This is a genomic window from Streptomyces sp. NPDC017056 (genome assembly GCF_044332485.1).
Classification (GTDB): Bacteria; Actinomycetota; Actinomycetes; order Streptomycetales; family Streptomycetaceae; genus Streptomyces.
Genome location: NZ_JBIRPD010000017.1, coordinates 25,895 through 39,886, shown reverse-complemented (window position 1 = coordinate 39,886; position 13,992 = coordinate 25,895). Strand labels below are relative to the sequence as shown.

Below are 13,992 nucleotides of genomic sequence, written 5' to 3'. Positions count from 1 at the left end.
AACGGGCAGCGTGCCCCCGGGAGCGGGGAACGGCTGCTGCGCCACTGACGCCGAACCGAAGGAGCAAGACATGCGTCTGCGTCCCGTGCTGGCCACCGCCGCCGCCGTACTCTCCCTGTCCGCAACCGGTATGACCGGGGCCGCCGCGGCGGCGGCCCCCGCGGACCCGCCGCCGGTCAGCTTCGGCAGCCAGCCGAACGACGGCGTCAACGGCGACGCCCGCGGTGAGCAGGACTACCCCGGCACCATCGGGTGGGGCCACAAGCCGTACCAGCTGCTCGGCGACCGCGACGGCAGGTACGTGATCACCGCCGTGAACAAGGTCGGCACCGACCGGCTGCCGACCTGCTACCGCGACCTGTACGCGACCCCGGCCTCCTCGATCTGCCACTGACCGGACCGGACCACCGAGGTGCCCGGCGCCCACCGCGCCGGGCACCTCCGCGCGTGATCCCGCGTGATCCCGGAACCGTCCGTACCCACCCACCTCCGTGCTTGGGTGCCGCCCGGGCGGCCATAAGGCCGAATCGTCCCCGCCCGCCGTCATCGCGTAGGCTGCGCTGCCGCCAGCGCGATGAGGGAGCAAGTAGTGCTAACTGTGACAACCGTCAACGTCAACGGCCTGCGCGCCGCGGCCAAGAAGGGCTTCCTGCCGTGGCTGGCGGAGACGGACGCCGACGTCCTCTGCCTCCAGGAAGTACGCGCCGAGCCCGGCCAGCTCCCCGCCGAGGCCCGCGAGCCCGAGGGCTGGCACACGGTGCACGCCCCCGCCGCCGCCAAGGGCCGGGCCGGCGTCTCCCTCTACACGCGCCGCGAGCCCGAGCGCGTACAGGTGGGCTTCGGCTCCGCCGAATTCGACACCAGCGGCCGGTACGCCGAGATCGACCTGCCCGGCGTGACGGTGGCCAGCCTCTACCTGCCCTCCGGCGAAGTGGGCACCGACCGGCAGGACGAGAAGGAACGCTTCATGGCCGAGTTCCTCCCGTACCTCGCCGCCCTGCGCGAGCGCGCCGCCGCCTCCGGCCGCGAGGTCCTGGTGTGCGGCGACTGGAACATCGCCCACCAGGAAGCCGACCTCAAGAACTGGAAGGCCAACGGGAAGAAGGCCGGCTTCCTGCCCGAGGAGCGCGCCTGGCTGACCCGCGTCTTCGACGAGGCGGGCTACGCCGACGTCGTCCGCGGCCTGCACCCGGACACCGAGGGCCCGTACTCCTGGTGGTCCTACCGCGGCCGCGCCTTCGACAACGACGCGGGCTGGCGCATCGACTACCACGTCTCCACCCCCGGCCTCGCCGCTCGCGCCGTCAAGGGCTTCGTCGAACGCGCCGCCACCCACGACGCCCGCTGGTCCGACCACGCGCCGGTCACGGTTGTCTACGATCAAGGCTGACGCCCGCGCCACCGGGGCCGGGCGCCCACCGCAGGAGCAACACCCCTGAAGCACCACTGGCCGCCCGGCCTCCACCGCACCGACGTACCGGCATACGCGCTGGTCAACACCGACGACGACAGCACGTGGGGAGTCTGCGCCGACGTCGCCGGCCTGTACGCCGACCCACCCCGCCGGTCGTACGAACTCCTCGGCTGCGCCCCGACCGGCCCCCTCCTGGAAGCCGTACAAGCCTTCACGGCCACGAACACGGGCGCCGACCCCGGCACCGCCACCGACCCCCTCCGGCTCGGCGACCTCTGGTTCCGCCCAGAGGCCGACGACCAGTGCCCCGAAGGCTCCGAACGGCTGGACGCGTGGAGCCTCCTCGACGTACGCGTCACCGGCTGCCGACCCCACCCCGCCGACACCGTGCTCCTGGACATCACCCTCGACGGCGCCGAGGACTTCTACGGCGAACCCGAGGACCCCTACCTCGCAGCCGGCGTGTCCCTGCACGACGAACGCACCTGGCTCGGCCACTGCCGGAACCTGTCGATCGTCCTGCCGCCCGACGAGGACACGGAAGTCCCGCCCATCCGGCTCCTCGGCTGCGCCCCCGGCGCCGCACTCGGCACGGCCCTGGCCACCGGCACCAGCCACACCAGCCACCCTCTGCGCCTCGACGAGGCCGAACTCCAAGTCCTCGACTCCACCGGCGAGGGCACGAGCGAACGCCACATCTCCGTCGCCCTCATCACCGCCTGGCAGCCCTCCGCCCTCGGCGACGGCCTGCTCGACATCGACCTCTCCTACGGCCTCTGGCCCCAGGTCCCCACCTGGGCCCGCCCCATGTGGACCCGCTGGATCACCGACCCGCCCACCACCCGCAACCTCTGGGCCGCCTACCCCACCCGGGAACGCCAGATGTGGCTGGACATCGTCCGGCAGCGCGGCTGCCGCCTCCTGGCCCGCACCCCGGACCGCCCGCCCGGCGGCGTCTACGACCTCGACGGCCGCCACATCACCGACTTCCCCGGCCTCTACTGCGCCCTCGGCGAAGCGATGAACGGCCCCGGCGGCTACTTCGGCGGCGACCTCAACGCCCTGCACGACTGCCTCAACGGCAACTTCGGCGCCACCGCCCCCTTCACCCTCAACTGGCACCACTCATCAGTAGCCCACCACCACCTGAGCCACTGCCTCTCCCCAGACGGAAAGCCCTACGACTTCGTCGAGGAGGTGCTGTCCGTCCTGGAAGGGGGGCGGGTGGAGGTCGTACTGAAGTGAGGGGACGACTCAGCGGGAGAACGCTCCGGCCTTGACGCCGTCCACGAAGTCCGCGAACGCGTCGGCGGGGAAGGCGAGGACGGGTCCCTGCGGGTGCTTGCTGTCGCGGACGGGGACGGTACCTGTCGCCTCGGCGGTCGAGGGCGACCACTCCAGGCAGTTGCCGCCCTCCGCGCTGGTGTAGCTGGACTTGACCCACCGAGTCGGACCGATCTTCACGTCAGCTTCTCCATCTGCTCAGCGATCAGACGCGCGCTCTCCCGTGCGGACAAGGCGTCGCCGGTCAGTTCATCGTAGGTCCGCAATGCTGTTCGAACGTAGTCCGGTTCAACCACGATGCCAGCGGTTCGATAGTTCTCCACGCAAACGGAAACGGTGTGATTGGGGGCGGTGATGAGTGTCACCGGCCAGTCGCTGAACAAGTGGCCGGGTGCGTCCAAGGGGAGGATCTGTACCCGAACAGTGGGCCGTGAACCGGCATCGAGCAGGGCTTTCAACTGCCGCCCCATGACGTCGGGAGGACAGAACCGGCGGAGCAGGACGGACTCGCACAGCACTAGGCAGACGTCGGGCGGCATGTTCCCGTCGAGTGCGGCCTTTCTCGCCAGTCGGTCGCTCACGAATGCCGAGGTTTCCTTCGCGCCGGCTCGCGGGAAGCCGCCCTCGTACAGGCAACGCGCATAGTCGGCAGTCTGGAACAGTCCCGGGACGAGGGTCGGGGACCATTCCCGGATTGCTACGGCGGCGCGTTCCAGGGCCATGCGCTGCCGGTACAGCGAGGGGAACGACGACGCCACCACCTCCTCGTAGAGCCGCTTGAACAGGCCGTCCGTTGTGAAGATCTCGTCCAGTAGGGGTGGGAGGTCCGGTGGGATGGGGCCTTGGCAGGTTTCTACGCGCGAGATCGTGCTTTTGGATACGCGCACCATCCTGGCCAGCTGGGTTTGGGTCAGCTGGGACGGGTCGTGCAACTCGCGTGCACTTCGGCACTCTTCGGCGAAGGCCCTGCGCGGGTTATGTGCGCCCGGCGCGCCCCCTGTGCTGTCAGTCTCTTCGTTCACGATTCCCCCGACAGAAACTCTGGTCGTGGCTCTCCGGGGGGTCATTTCCCGTGGCCAACGGCGTGCGCATATGCCGCGATGACCAATACGGAGGTTGGGCGCCGCAACGCTCCCCAGCGTACCGAGGGGTGAGTCATTCTGTAACCGAAAGGACGCGCAGAGTGATGTAACGGGGGGCTTTCGCGGCGCGCTCCTGGCGGGAAAGTAGCTCAAGAGGGCAGGCAGAGGAGATGGTCACTATGGAAGCATCACCCCCCACCACCGCGGGCGCGGGAGCCGACGGGGAGCTGGACCCGGTACCCGTGCCGGGGTGTGACGTGTGCGCGTCCGCCCATGGGGACCGGGAGCCCGCCCGGACCGACGGTCGCACGCTCACCGTACGGAGCTGTAGCGGCGTCATCGAAGGTCACCCGCACGGGCAGGAGGGCCGGACGTGAACGCCATGCCCCGCCCTCCGGGCGCCGCCGGGGAGTGCGTGGGGTGCGTCGAGTTGGCGCGTGCCCTGGCGGTCGCCCTGGAGGCCGGGGACCGTTCCAGGGCCTCGGACTGCCGGGTCCTGATCCGTCGGCACCCTGAGCACGGATGCGTACCGGACGACGACAGCCAGGGGGTGCCCGAACGGTGACGACGATTCCCGGCGGCGACGAGGGCGATGAGGGCGACAAGCTCCCTGGTGAGCCCTACCCCGGCCCCCGCTGGCCGCCTGCCCTCTCCTCCGACTGGGCGTCCGCGTTCGCGGCCGTGCCCCGTGCCGCGTTTCTGCCGGATGTCATGTGGCCGTGGGACGTGGAGGCCGGGTGCGCTGTGACTGTCGACCGGGCGGTTGAGCCGGAGCGGTGGCTGGCGTATGCCGGGTCCGACTGTCCGGTCGTGACGCAATGGGTCGACGGTGAGCACGGTGACCGCGGCGGTACCGAGCCGGGGGAAAGTGCCACCAGTTCCGCGTCGATGCCGTCGGTGGTTTTTCGGATGCTGCGGGACCTGGACGTGCGGGTGGGGCACCGGGTGTTGGAGGTCGGTACCGCCACCGGGTGGAACGCCGCTCTGCTGGCCTGGCGGGCCGGGCGGGACCGCGTGGTCAGCGTGGAAGTGGACGAGGCGCTGGCGGACCGGGCCCGTATGGCGCTGGAGCGGTTCGGGAGTTCCGTCGGTGTGGTGAGCGGCGACGGGTTCCAGGGGTATCCGGAAGGCGCACCGTACGACCGGATCGTCTGTACGTGCGGTCTTCGGCGCTTTCCGTGGGCTTGGGTCGAACAGTGCCGCCCTGGTGGAATTCTCGTCGCGCCTTGGGGCACGCACTTCAGCAATGCCGACGGTGTGGCCCGGTTGGTCGTGGCGGATGACGGGCGCAGCGCTTCGGGGAAGTTCACCGGGCCGGTGGAATTCATGAAGTTGCGGGCGCAGCGGTTGCCACGAGTGGTGCATGGTGCGTATGTGCGGGGGAGTGTGGCCGACGGGGAGGAGTCGGCGACGGGGGTCGGGGAGGGGGAGTTCACCGGGGGGACGTTCGGGGCGCAGCGGTTTGTGCTGGGGCTGCGTGTGCCTGACTGTGTGCGGGTCGAGGCGGAGAAACGCGACGGCGCGCGGCCGGTGTGGCTCTACAGCCTGCGCGACCTGTCGTGGGCGTGTGTGTACTTCCGTGACGGCGGGGAAGCCCGCGTCTGGCAAAGCGGCCCCCGGCGGCTCTGGGACGAGGCCGAGGGCGCGTACCGGTGGTGGGTCGCCAACGGCCGGCCGGGGCATGACCGGTTCGGGCTGACCGTCACCGAGGAAGGCGAGCGGGTGTGGCTGGACGAGCCGGGCCGTTCGTGGGCGTTGTGAATTCGGCTGATGGCCCAGGGCGTCGTACGCGGGGTGGGTGTTATTTCTCCGGCGGCGTGTCGTCGCACCCGCCGCCCGATACTTTCTCGTCTCGTTCCCGGTGCCAGGTTTCCAGTTCCGCGCGGACGCGGCGGTCCATGGCCATGGAGAGTTCGGCGTCGACGATGCCTTTGGAGATGGGGCGGAGTTTTTCGATGGTCTGGGTGATGCGGGCGGCCTCGGTGGGGTCGAGGGGTTCGCCGGCCGCGGCGCGGTCGAGGACGTCGGCCAGTACGTGGGTGCGGATGACCGAGATGAACAGGTCGGCCAGGGCGTCGGCGTGGGTGCGGACCTCGCGGCCCGCTGCGAGGACGGCGGCCAGTGGGACGCCGTTGGCGACGAGTTCGGTGGAGGCGTCCAGCAGGCGGCGGCTGATGTGGACGAATGCGTCGCCGTCCACGGCCAGGTAGCCGATGTCGAGGGTGGTGGAGAGGTTTTCGGGGGTGACGTCGTCCTTGAAGTGGTCGGCGAGTTCCTCGGGGGTGAGGCGTACGGGGGTTTCCTCGGACCAGGGGGCGACGAGGGTGTTTTCCAGGCCGAGGAGTTCGCCGACGTCGCGGCCGTTGTCGAAGGCGGAGAGGAGTTCGGCGATGCCGCCGAGGGTGTGGCCGCGTTCGAGCAGGCCGGCGATGGTGCGCAGGCGGGCGAGGTGGTGTTCGTTGTACCAGGCGATGCGGCCTTCGCGGCGCGGTGGCGGGATGAGTTTGCGCTCGCGGTAGAAGCGCAGGGTGCGGACGGTGATGCCGGCTTCCTTGGCCAGGTCGGCCATGCGGAGTTCGCGGGGTCCGCTGCCGGGGGTGTCCGGTTCGGCGGGGGGTCCGGGGTCGCCGTGCGTGTTCTCTGCCACGGACTCACCCTATGTCGGCCGACCGGGCCCAAGCCGAGGTGCAACCAGCGGTAACTTCCCGCCGCGCACCCCCTACCGCTCGGTACGTACGTGTCCTACTCTCAATCGTGCCAGTGATTGCTGGCGCGATTGAGCCGAAGGATTGTCGGTCGAACTCGGGAGGCGGCGGCATGGCCGAGCGCGAACACGAGCACGTACGGGTGGCGGTGATCGGATCGGGGTTCGGTGGTCTGGGGGCGGCCGTACGGCTGCGACGCCAGGGCATCACCGACTTCGTGGTCCTGGAGCGGGCCGGCTCGGTGGGCGGCACCTGGCGTGACAACAGCTATCCGGGATGCGCGTGCGACGTGCCCTCGCACCTGTACTCGTTCTCCTTCGCGCCGAACCCCGAGTGGCCGCGCAACTTCTCCGGGCAGCCGCACATCCGCGCGTACCTGGAGCGGGTCACCGACACCTTCGGGCTGCGCCCGCACCTCCGCTTCGACTCGGAAGTGCGCAGCCTGCGGTGGAACGGGGACGGGCTGTACTGGGAGATCGAGACGGCGAGCGGGGCGCTCACGGCGGATGTGGTGGTGTCGGCGACCGGGCCGCTGTCGGACCCGAAGGTGCCGGACATACCGGGGCTCGACGCGTTCCCGGGGAAGGTGTTCCACAGCGCGCGCTGGGACCACGACTACGACCTGCGCGGCAAGCGGGTCGCCATGATCGGCACGGGTGCCTCGGCGATCCAGATCGTGCCGTCCATCCAGCCGACGGTCGACCGGCTCACGCTGTTCCAGCGCACCCCGGCCTGGGTGCTGCCGCGCGCCGACCGGAAGATCAGCGGCCTGGAGCGCTGGCTGCACGCCAAGGTCCCGGCGACCCGGGCCGCGCGCCGCGGCCTGCTGTGGGGAATCAGGGAGTTGCAGGTCAGCGCGTTCACCAAGCGGCCGAACGAGCTGGGCATGATCGAGGGGCTGGCCAAGGGGCACATGAAGCGGGCCGTGAAGGACCCGGCGCTGCGGGCCAAGCTGACGCCCGACTACCGCATCGGCTGCAAGCGCATCCTGCTGTCGAACACGTACTACCCGGCGCTGACCCGGCCGAATGTGGACGTGGTGGCGGGCGGCCTGCGGGAAGTCCGGGGGAACGTACTGGTCGCCTCGGACGGTACGGAGACGGAGGCCGACGCGATCGTCTTCGGCACCGGGTTCCACGTGACCGACATGCCGATCGCACACCGGGTCACCGGCGCCAACGGCACCACGCTGGCCGAGGAGTGGAAGGACGGCATGGAGGCGCTGCGCGGTACGACGGCGGCCGGCTTCCCCAACTTCCTGACGATCATCGGGCCCAACACGGGCCTGGGGAACAGCTCGATGATCCTGATGATCGAGTCGCAGCTGAACTATCTCGTGGACTTCATGCGGCAGTTGGACGTGCTGGGCGGGAAGATCGCGCTCAACGCACGCCCCTCCGCGGTGCACGCCTGGACGCGCGGCATCCAGAAGCGGATGGAGCGCACGGTGTGGACCACCGGCGGCTGCGACAGCTGGTACCTGGACTCCAACGGCCGCAACACCACCGCCTGGCCCGGCACGACGGCCGAGTTCCGCAAGGTCACGCGGCAGGTGGACCTCGCCGAGTACGAGGTGCTGCGCGTCCCGGCAGCGCGCGCGGGCGCACGGCCGGAGCAGGCCGCGAAGGCGGTGGCGTGATGCCGGTGACGCCCATGACCCGCGGCCGGTACGCGCCGCCCGCGCCGCGCAGGGAACTGAGCGCCACCTCGGCCGACGGCTCCCGGCTGCATGTGGAGATCCACGGGCCCGGGGAGCCGGGCGCTCCGGCCGTCGTGCTGTCGCACGGCTGGACCTGCTCGACCGCCTTCTGGGCCCCGGTCGTACGGGCCCTGGCCGCCGACCACAAGGTGGTGCTCTACGACCAGCGGGGGCACGGCCGCACTCCGGCGGTGGGCCCGCGCGGCTACACCACCACCGCGCTCGCCGACGACCTGGTGGCCGTGCTGGGCGCGGCCCTGGAGCCGGGGGAGCGGGCGGTGCTGGCCGGGCACTCCATGGGCGGTATGACGATGATGGCCGCGTCGGAGCGCCCCGAATTCCGGGCGCGGGCCGCCGCCGTACTGCTGTGCAGCACCGGCAGCGCGAACCTGACGGCGGAGTCCATGGTGATACCGATGCGCTCGCCGGGCGGGCGGCGCATCGCGCATCAGGTCGTCCTCGGTTCACGGGCGCCGCTCGGGCCGGTCACCGCGGTCGCCAAACGGATATTGAAGTACGCCACGATGGGGCCCGCGGCGACCCCCGAGCAGGTGGAGGCGTGCGCGCGCATCGTGCACGCCTGCCCGGTGGGCGTGCGGTCGAGGTGGGGCAAGGTACTGGCCGGACTGGACCTGACCGGGGGCGCGGCGCGGCTGGAGGTGCCCACCGCCGTCATCGCGGGCACCGCCGACCGGCTGACCCCGGTCGTGCAGTCCCGGCGGCTGGCCTCCGTACTGCCCCGGTTCGAGGGGCTGACCGAACTGGCCGGAGCCGGGCACATGACGCCCATCGAGGAGCCCGAGGTGGTCGTGGACCGCATACGCGAGCTGGTCGGGGGCCATTTGCGTACCGCGGCGGGGGAGAAGAAGGAGAAGACCGCATGAGTGTGCGCAGAAGCCTGGAAGGGCAGGTCGCCGTCGTCACCGGCGCGGCGCGCGGCGTCGGCGAACTCCTCGCCCGCAAGCTGTCCGCGCGCGGCGCCACGCTCGCGCTGGTCGGCCTGGAACCCGAGGAACTGGCCAGGGTGGCCGCCTCGTTGCACGGCGAGGCGGCCCACTGGCACGCCGACGTCACCGACCACGAGGCGATGGCCGAGGTGGCCCGCGAAGTGAAGGCGCGCTTCGGCAAGGTCGACATCGTGGTTGCCAACGCCGGGGTGGCCACCGGCGGCCCGTTCGTCGACTCCGACCCGGTGTCCTGGCGGCGGGTCATCGAGGTCAACCTCATCGGCGGCGCGGTCACCGGGCGGGCGTTCCTGCCCGTCCTGATGGAGTCCCGCGGCTACTTCCTCCAGATAGCCTCGCTCGCCGCCATCACACCGGCACCGATGATGACCGCGTACTGCGCCTCCAAGTCCGGCGTCGAGGCGTTCGCGCACAGCCTGCGCGCCGAGGTCGGCTACAAGGGCGTACGGGTGGGTGTCGGCTACCTGAGCTGGACCGATACGGACATGGTGCGCGGCGCCGACGCGGACGACGTGATGCGCGAGCTGCGCCAGCGGCTGCCCTGGCCGTCGAACAAGACATACCCACTGGGCCCGGCCGTGGACCGGATCGTGGCAGGCATCGAGCGCCGGTCCTCGCACGTGTACGGGCAGTGGTGGCTGCGCGGGATGCAGTCGGTGCGCGGCTATCTGCCGTCCGTCATCGGGACGGTGGGGCAGCGCGAGATGCGCCGCTTCGGCGACCGGCTGGAGGGGATGCGCGTGGGGCTGGTCGGTGCGGGCGGGGAGGCGGACGAGAAGGCGCGGACGGACCACTGAGGCCGGGCCGGGGCGCACCCGAACCGCCGGGTGCGCCCCTCAACCCGTGCGGTGCACGCGCTATTTGACGACCTTGAGCGTCGTCGGCCACCCTTGCCGCTCCGCCTCCGCGAACAGGTCCTTGATGTCGGCGGGGGCGAGCTTGACGCAGCCCAGCGACCGGTAGTCGGAGTCGCCGTCCCAGCGGTACGGGGCGTCCCGCCCGGGGCGCGCCGGGCCCTGGGTGCCGTCGGGCCGCATCTCGCTGTGCAGGAACAGCGCGGTGCGCCGGGTACGGCCGTCCCGGCACGTCTTGTCCGCGAGCCGGATCGCGTACCCGTTGATGCCGTCGCGCCCGCCCTGCTTGCGCGTGGTGTGCCCGAGCACCCGGTACGTGCCGTCCGGCAGCCAGCCCTTGCTTCTCGCGCACTCGTCGCGGCCCGCCGTACCGCCCTGGCCGGAACCGGCGCGGTAGTCGGCCAGCACCTTGCCCGTGCCGGACTGTACGAGGCGGACCCTGGAGGCGGCCGGGTCGCGCTGGTTCTTGTCGAAGAGGAGGTACGTCCCGGGTGGTTCAGCGGCGTGGGCGGGTGTCGCGGTGGTGGCGAGCCCGGCCGTCAACGCTGCGGTGACGGCCAGTGACGCGGTGCATATGCGTGATGCCATGCGGCTGCTCCTGTCGGGTGGTGCGGTCGGTGTTCAGCCGTTGCGCGGCGGCAGTGCGGGGCGCTGCCGGTCGGGGACGTCCGACAGATCGGGCGGGGTCGCGGCGGGGTGGCGTTCCAGCAGGTCCAGGGCGGTGCGTACGGCGACGCCGAGCTGCGGGTGGCGGCCCTCGGCCCAGTCCAGCGGCGAACGCGGCGCCTCGATGTCCGGCTCGACGCCGTGGTTCTCCACGCCCCAGCCGTACGCGTCGAACCACGCCGCGTTCATCGGCACCGTGATGTACGTACCGTCGCTGAGCCGGTGCCGCCCCGTCATGCCGACCACGCCGCCCCAGGTGCGCAGGCCCACCACCGGGCCGATGCCCTGGAGCTTGAACGCAGCGGTGATCATGTCGCCGTCGGAGGAGGTCATCTCGTCGGCGACGGCCACGACCGGGCCGCGCGGCGCGTTGCTGGCGTACGAGACGGGCCGGGCGTCGCGCGTCAGGTCCCAGCCGACGATGGTGCGGGTCAGCTTCTCGACGACCAGTTCGGAGATGTTGCCGCCCGCGTTGCCCCGCACGTCCACGATCAGCGCCGGGCGCGACACCTCCATGCGCAGGTCGCGGTTGAACTGCGCCCAGCCGGAGCCCCCCATGTCGGGGATGTGCAGGTAGCCGCACCTGCCGTCGCTCAGCTCGCGCACCACCTCGCGGCGCTTGGCGACCCAGTCCTGGTAGCGCAGCGGCCGTTCGTCGACCAGCGGCACCACCGCCACCCGCCGGGAGGGCCCGCCGCCCTCCGGCGCGAACGTCAGCTCCACGGTGGTGCCGCCGGCCGCGGCCAGCAGCGGGTAGGGGCCCGCCACCGGGTCGACCCGCCGGCCGTCCACGTGCGTCAGCGCGGCGCCCTCGCGGATGCCCGTACCGGCCAGCGGCGAGCGGGCCCGGGAGTCCGAGGAGTCGCCGGGCAGGATGCGCTGCACCACCCAGTAGCCGTCGCGCAGCACGAAGTTGGCGCCGAGCAGACCCATGGCGCGCTGGTAGTGCGGCGGGCCCTCGTTGCGCTTGCCGGGGGTGACGTACGCGTGCGAGGTGCCCAGCTCGCCCAGTACCTCGCGCAGCAGGTCGGCGAACTCGTCGGGGGAGGCGACGCGTTCGACCAGCGGCCGGTACTGGTCCAGTACGGCGTCCCAGTCGAGGCCGCACAGTCCCGGGTCCCAGAAGTACGCGCGGGTGATCCGGCCCGCCTCGTCGTACGCCTGGCGCCACTCGGCGGGCGGGTCCACGTCGTGCAGGATGCGCCGCGGGTCCAGGAAGACCGTCGAGTCGGCGTCCGGCGGCTCCGTGGCGGGCACCGCCCGCAGGTCGCCCTCGTCGTTGACGACGAGCCGGGACCCGTCGCCGCTGAGCGCGAAGGAGTCGATGGCGCCGGTCAGTTCGGTGCGTTTGGCCTTGACCAGGTCGAAGTGTTCCAGCGTGGGCTGGCCCGAGGTGTTGTCGGGGTTGGCGAAGGTCTCGCCGAGCGCGCCGGAGATCGGCCAGCGCAGCCAGACCAGCCCGCCGCCGCTGACCGGACGCAGCGCCGAGTACTTCGACGCCGAGACCGGGAACGGCGTCACCCGGCTGGCCAGGCCCTCCACCTCCACCAGCGCCGTGCCCTCGGCCGTGCCGGGGGCCTCCGCCGGGTCCAGGCCGCCGGCGGCGGGCCGCCCGTCGGCGGAGAGCTGGAAGGGGGAGGGCGTCGCGGAGGACAGCGGTACGAGGTAGGGGCGGCAGCCGAGGGGGAAGGACAGGTCGCCGGTGTGCACGTCGTAGACCGGGTCGAAGCCGCGCCAGGACAGGAAGGCGAGGTAGCGGCCGTCGCGGGTGAAGACGGGCTGCTCGTCCTCGAAGCGGCCGTTGGTGACGTCCACGACGGTGCTGGCGGCCTCCGTACCGTCTCCGGAGCCGTTGCCGGTCAGCCGGGCGATCTTGATGCTGCGCAGCGTCCGGCCGATGCCGGGGTGTGACCAGGTCAGCCAGCCCGAGTCGGGGGAGAAGGCCAGGTCGCGCACGGGCCCGTTGTCGGACCTGATCAGCTCGGTGACCCCGCCGTCGCCGTCCGCCGAGGCGTCGACCAGCAGCAACCGCCCGTCGTGCGCGGCCACCGCGAGCCGTTCGCCGTCGGGCGCGGAGACCAGTTCGTGGACGCGGCCCAGCCGGCCGGCCGCGATACGGCGCGGCTCGCGCGGGATGCCGGCCTTGGGCAGGTCGGCGATCTCGACGGCGTCCTCGCCCTCGGCGTCGGTGACGTAGGCGATGCGGCCGGTGGAGCCGAGCATCTCGGGCAGCCTGACCCGTACGCCCGGCTCGTCGTGGATGGTGCGCGCCGGGCCGTCGCGGTGGGTGAGCCAGTACAGGCTGCCGCGGACGCCGACGGCGCTGGCCCGCCCGGTGGTGTCCACCGCGAGGGAGGTGATGTGCGAACCGGCCGGTACCTGGTAGGTGCGGCGGCCGGCCCGCGGACCGCCCAGGCGCACCTGGAGGCGGCTCGGTTTGCCGGTCGGGCTCAGGTCGTCCACCAGCCACAGGTCGCCGCCGCACTGGTAGACGATGCGCTGCCCGTCGGTGGACGCGTGCCGGGCGTAGAAGTCGGCGTGGTCGGTGTGCCGCCGCAGGTCCGTGCTGTCCGGCTTGCAGGAGTAGACGTTGGCGACGCCTTCGTGGTCGGAGAGGAACGCGATCCGGTCGCCGACGAACATCACCGCGTCCAGGTGGCCGCGCAGGTCCGGCAGCAGCCGGGTGCCGTGCAGCCACATCCGGCCCATCGCGCCGCCGCGGTAGCGCTTCCAGGAGGCGGGCTCGTGCGGCGGCTTGCCGGTCAGCAGCAGCGTCCGGCGTTCCACCGTGTCGTCGTGGTTGCCGTCGGGGCCGCCGTCGGCGACGTTCCCGTACGGGTGGCCGTCGCCCTCCAGCCGGTGCCCGTCCGCGGTGAAGTCGGCGACCGCGAGGTCGGAGACCGGCCCCCAGGGGAGCCGGCCGCCGGGGCTGCCGTCGGTGGGGACGCTGTAGGCCCAGGAGTAGTACGAGAAGGGCTGGCCGTGCGAGGAGACGGCGAGGATGTGGCCGTCCGGGGTCCAGCCGCAGACGCGTGCGTCGGTGCTCCCCCAATAGGTCAGCCGGCGGGCCGGGCCGCCGGCCACGGGGGCGAGGTGGATCTCGGGGTCGAGGCTGCGCCAGGTGGTGAAGGCGATGTGTCTGCCGTCGGGGGAGAACCGCGGGTGGCTCACCCGGGTGCGGTCGACCGTGAGCCGCCAGGCCCGGGGCGCCGCGCCGCCGTCGGTCGTCAGCGGGGCCACCCACAGGTCGTCCTCGGCGGCGAAGCACAGCATCTCGCCGTGGAGATGCGGGAACCGGAGATACGCGCCGTCACTCACGCACC

The 13,992-nt window shown here is 71.9% G+C and carries 14 protein-coding genes; 9 read left to right on the top strand and 5 right to left on the bottom strand.

The genetic code is table 11. The features are described from left to right. Positions 1-70: 70 nt before the first annotated feature. The 3 genes from ACH4OW_RS28150 (at position 71) to ACH4OW_RS28140 (ending at position 2,659) form a co-directional block, all read left to right on the top strand. The gene (locus ACH4OW_RS28150) at positions 71-394 is read left to right on the top strand and encodes a hypothetical protein (RefSeq protein WP_360129324.1); all 324 of its coding nucleotides are present in this window, start codon (positions 71-73) and stop codon (positions 392-394) included. A 195-nt stretch (positions 395-589) separates the two neighbouring features. Next, entirely contained in the window at positions 590-1,390 is an 801-nt protein-coding gene (locus tag ACH4OW_RS28145) for an exodeoxyribonuclease III (RefSeq protein WP_398030533.1), read from the top strand. Between the two features lie 411 nt (positions 1,391-1,801). Continuing rightward, positions 1,802-2,659 carry a barstar family protein gene (locus tag ACH4OW_RS28140; protein WP_398030532.1) on the top strand — a complete coding sequence of 286 codons (858 nt, stop codon included), beginning with the start codon at positions 1,802-1,804 and terminating at the stop codon, positions 2,657-2,659. Positions 2,660-2,668: 9 nt separating this feature from the next. Here the strand turns inward: ACH4OW_RS28140 and ACH4OW_RS28135 are convergent, their stop codons facing one another. Next, positions 2,669-2,878, bottom strand: coding sequence for a DUF397 domain-containing protein (locus ACH4OW_RS28135; protein ID WP_398030531.1), 210 nt, complete (start codon positions 2,876-2,878; stop codon positions 2,669-2,671). Further along, entirely contained in the window at positions 2,875-3,720 is an 846-nt protein-coding gene (locus ACH4OW_RS28130; RefSeq protein WP_398030530.1) for a Scr1 family TA system antitoxin-like transcriptional regulator, read from the bottom strand. Before ACH4OW_RS28130 ends, ACH4OW_RS28135 begins: the two co-directional genes overlap by 4 nt. A 239-nt stretch (positions 3,721-3,959) precedes the next feature. Here ACH4OW_RS28130 and ACH4OW_RS28125 point away from each other — a divergent pair, with 239 nt between their 5' ends. The 3 genes from ACH4OW_RS28125 to ACH4OW_RS28115 all read left to right on the top strand — a co-directional run bounded on the left by ACH4OW_RS28125 (position 3,960) and on the right by ACH4OW_RS28115 (position 5,541). Then, the gene (locus tag ACH4OW_RS28125) at positions 3,960-4,157 is read left to right on the top strand and encodes a hypothetical protein (RefSeq protein WP_398030529.1); all 198 of its coding nucleotides are present in this window, start codon (positions 3,960-3,962) and stop codon (positions 4,155-4,157) included. A 5-nt stretch (positions 4,158-4,162) separates the two neighbouring features. After that, on the top strand, positions 4,163-4,345 hold the full coding sequence (locus ACH4OW_RS28120; RefSeq protein WP_398030628.1) for a hypothetical protein: 183 nt from the start codon (positions 4,163-4,165) through the stop codon (positions 4,343-4,345). Positions 4,346-4,461: 116 nt separating this feature from the next. Next, positions 4,462-5,541 carry a methyltransferase domain-containing protein gene (locus ACH4OW_RS28115; protein WP_398030627.1) on the top strand — a complete coding sequence of 360 codons (1,080 nt, stop codon included), beginning with the start codon at positions 4,462-4,464 and terminating at the stop codon, positions 5,539-5,541. 40 nt (positions 5,542-5,581) lie between these two features. Here ACH4OW_RS28115 and ACH4OW_RS28110 read toward each other — a convergent pair whose 3' ends face one another. Next, a complete protein-coding gene (locus ACH4OW_RS28110) occupies positions 5,582-6,349 on the bottom strand; it encodes a MerR family transcriptional regulator (RefSeq protein WP_398030626.1) in 768 nt (255 codons plus the stop codon). Between the two features lie 248 nt (positions 6,350-6,597). On the opposite strand from ACH4OW_RS28110, the gene ACH4OW_RS28105 reads away from it, so the two are divergent. From ACH4OW_RS28105 to ACH4OW_RS28095, 3 genes are read left to right on the top strand one after another with little or no spacing between them, the layout of a single operon-like run. Next, on the top strand, positions 6,598-8,124 hold the full coding sequence (locus tag ACH4OW_RS28105) for a flavin-containing monooxygenase (RefSeq protein WP_398030528.1): 1,527 nt from the start codon (positions 6,598-6,600) through the stop codon (positions 8,122-8,124). After that, positions 8,124-9,068, top strand: a complete 945-nt coding sequence (locus tag ACH4OW_RS28100; protein WP_398030527.1) for an alpha/beta fold hydrolase — start codon at positions 8,124-8,126, stop codon at positions 9,066-9,068. Before ACH4OW_RS28105 ends, ACH4OW_RS28100 begins: the two co-directional genes overlap by 1 nt. Next, the gene (locus ACH4OW_RS28095; RefSeq protein ID WP_360127299.1) at positions 9,065-9,946 is read left to right on the top strand and encodes an SDR family oxidoreductase; all 882 of its coding nucleotides are present in this window, start codon (positions 9,065-9,067) and stop codon (positions 9,944-9,946) included. Before ACH4OW_RS28100 ends, ACH4OW_RS28095 begins: the two co-directional genes overlap by 4 nt. Before the next feature lie 60 nt (positions 9,947-10,006). Here ACH4OW_RS28095 and ACH4OW_RS28090 read toward each other — a convergent pair whose 3' ends face one another. Beyond that, the gene (locus ACH4OW_RS28090; protein ID WP_360127296.1) at positions 10,007-10,591 is read right to left on the bottom strand and encodes a L,D-transpeptidase; all 585 of its coding nucleotides are present in this window, start codon (positions 10,589-10,591) and stop codon (positions 10,007-10,009) included. A 33-nt stretch (positions 10,592-10,624) separates the two neighbouring features. Further along, complete coding sequence (locus ACH4OW_RS28085) at positions 10,625-13,942, bottom strand: S41 family peptidase (protein ID WP_398030625.1); 3,318 nt, start codon at positions 13,940-13,942, stop codon at positions 10,625-10,627. Between the last annotated feature and the right edge of the window lie 50 nt (positions 13,943-13,992).

Coding starts and splice junctions, on each gene's coding strand:
- ACH4OW_RS28095 (WP_360127299.1), top strand. CDS start 9,065: ATGAGTGTGCGCAGAAGCCTGGAAGGGCAGGTCGCCGTCGTCACCGGC.
- ACH4OW_RS28090 (WP_360127296.1), bottom strand. CDS start 10,591: ATGGCATCACGCATATGCACCGCGTCACTGGCCGTCACCGCAGCGTTG.
- ACH4OW_RS28120 (WP_398030628.1), top strand. CDS start 4,163: ATGCCCCGCCCTCCGGGCGCCGCCGGGGAGTGCGTGGGGTGCGTCGAG.
- ACH4OW_RS28110 (WP_398030626.1), bottom strand. CDS start 6,349: ATGGCCGACCTGGCCAAGGAAGCCGGCATCACCGTCCGCACCCTGCGC.
- ACH4OW_RS28125 (WP_398030529.1), top strand. CDS start 3,960: ATGGAAGCATCACCCCCCACCACCGCGGGCGCGGGAGCCGACGGGGAG.
- ACH4OW_RS28100 (WP_398030527.1), top strand. CDS start 8,124: ATGCCGGTGACGCCCATGACCCGCGGCCGGTACGCGCCGCCCGCGCCG.
- ACH4OW_RS28150 (WP_360129324.1), top strand. CDS start 71: ATGCGTCTGCGTCCCGTGCTGGCCACCGCCGCCGCCGTACTCTCCCTG.
- ACH4OW_RS28085 (WP_398030625.1), bottom strand. CDS start 13,942: ATGCTGTGCTTCGCCGCCGAGGACGACCTGTGGGTGGCCCCGCTGACG.
- ACH4OW_RS28105 (WP_398030528.1), top strand. CDS start 6,598: ATGGCCGAGCGCGAACACGAGCACGTACGGGTGGCGGTGATCGGATCG.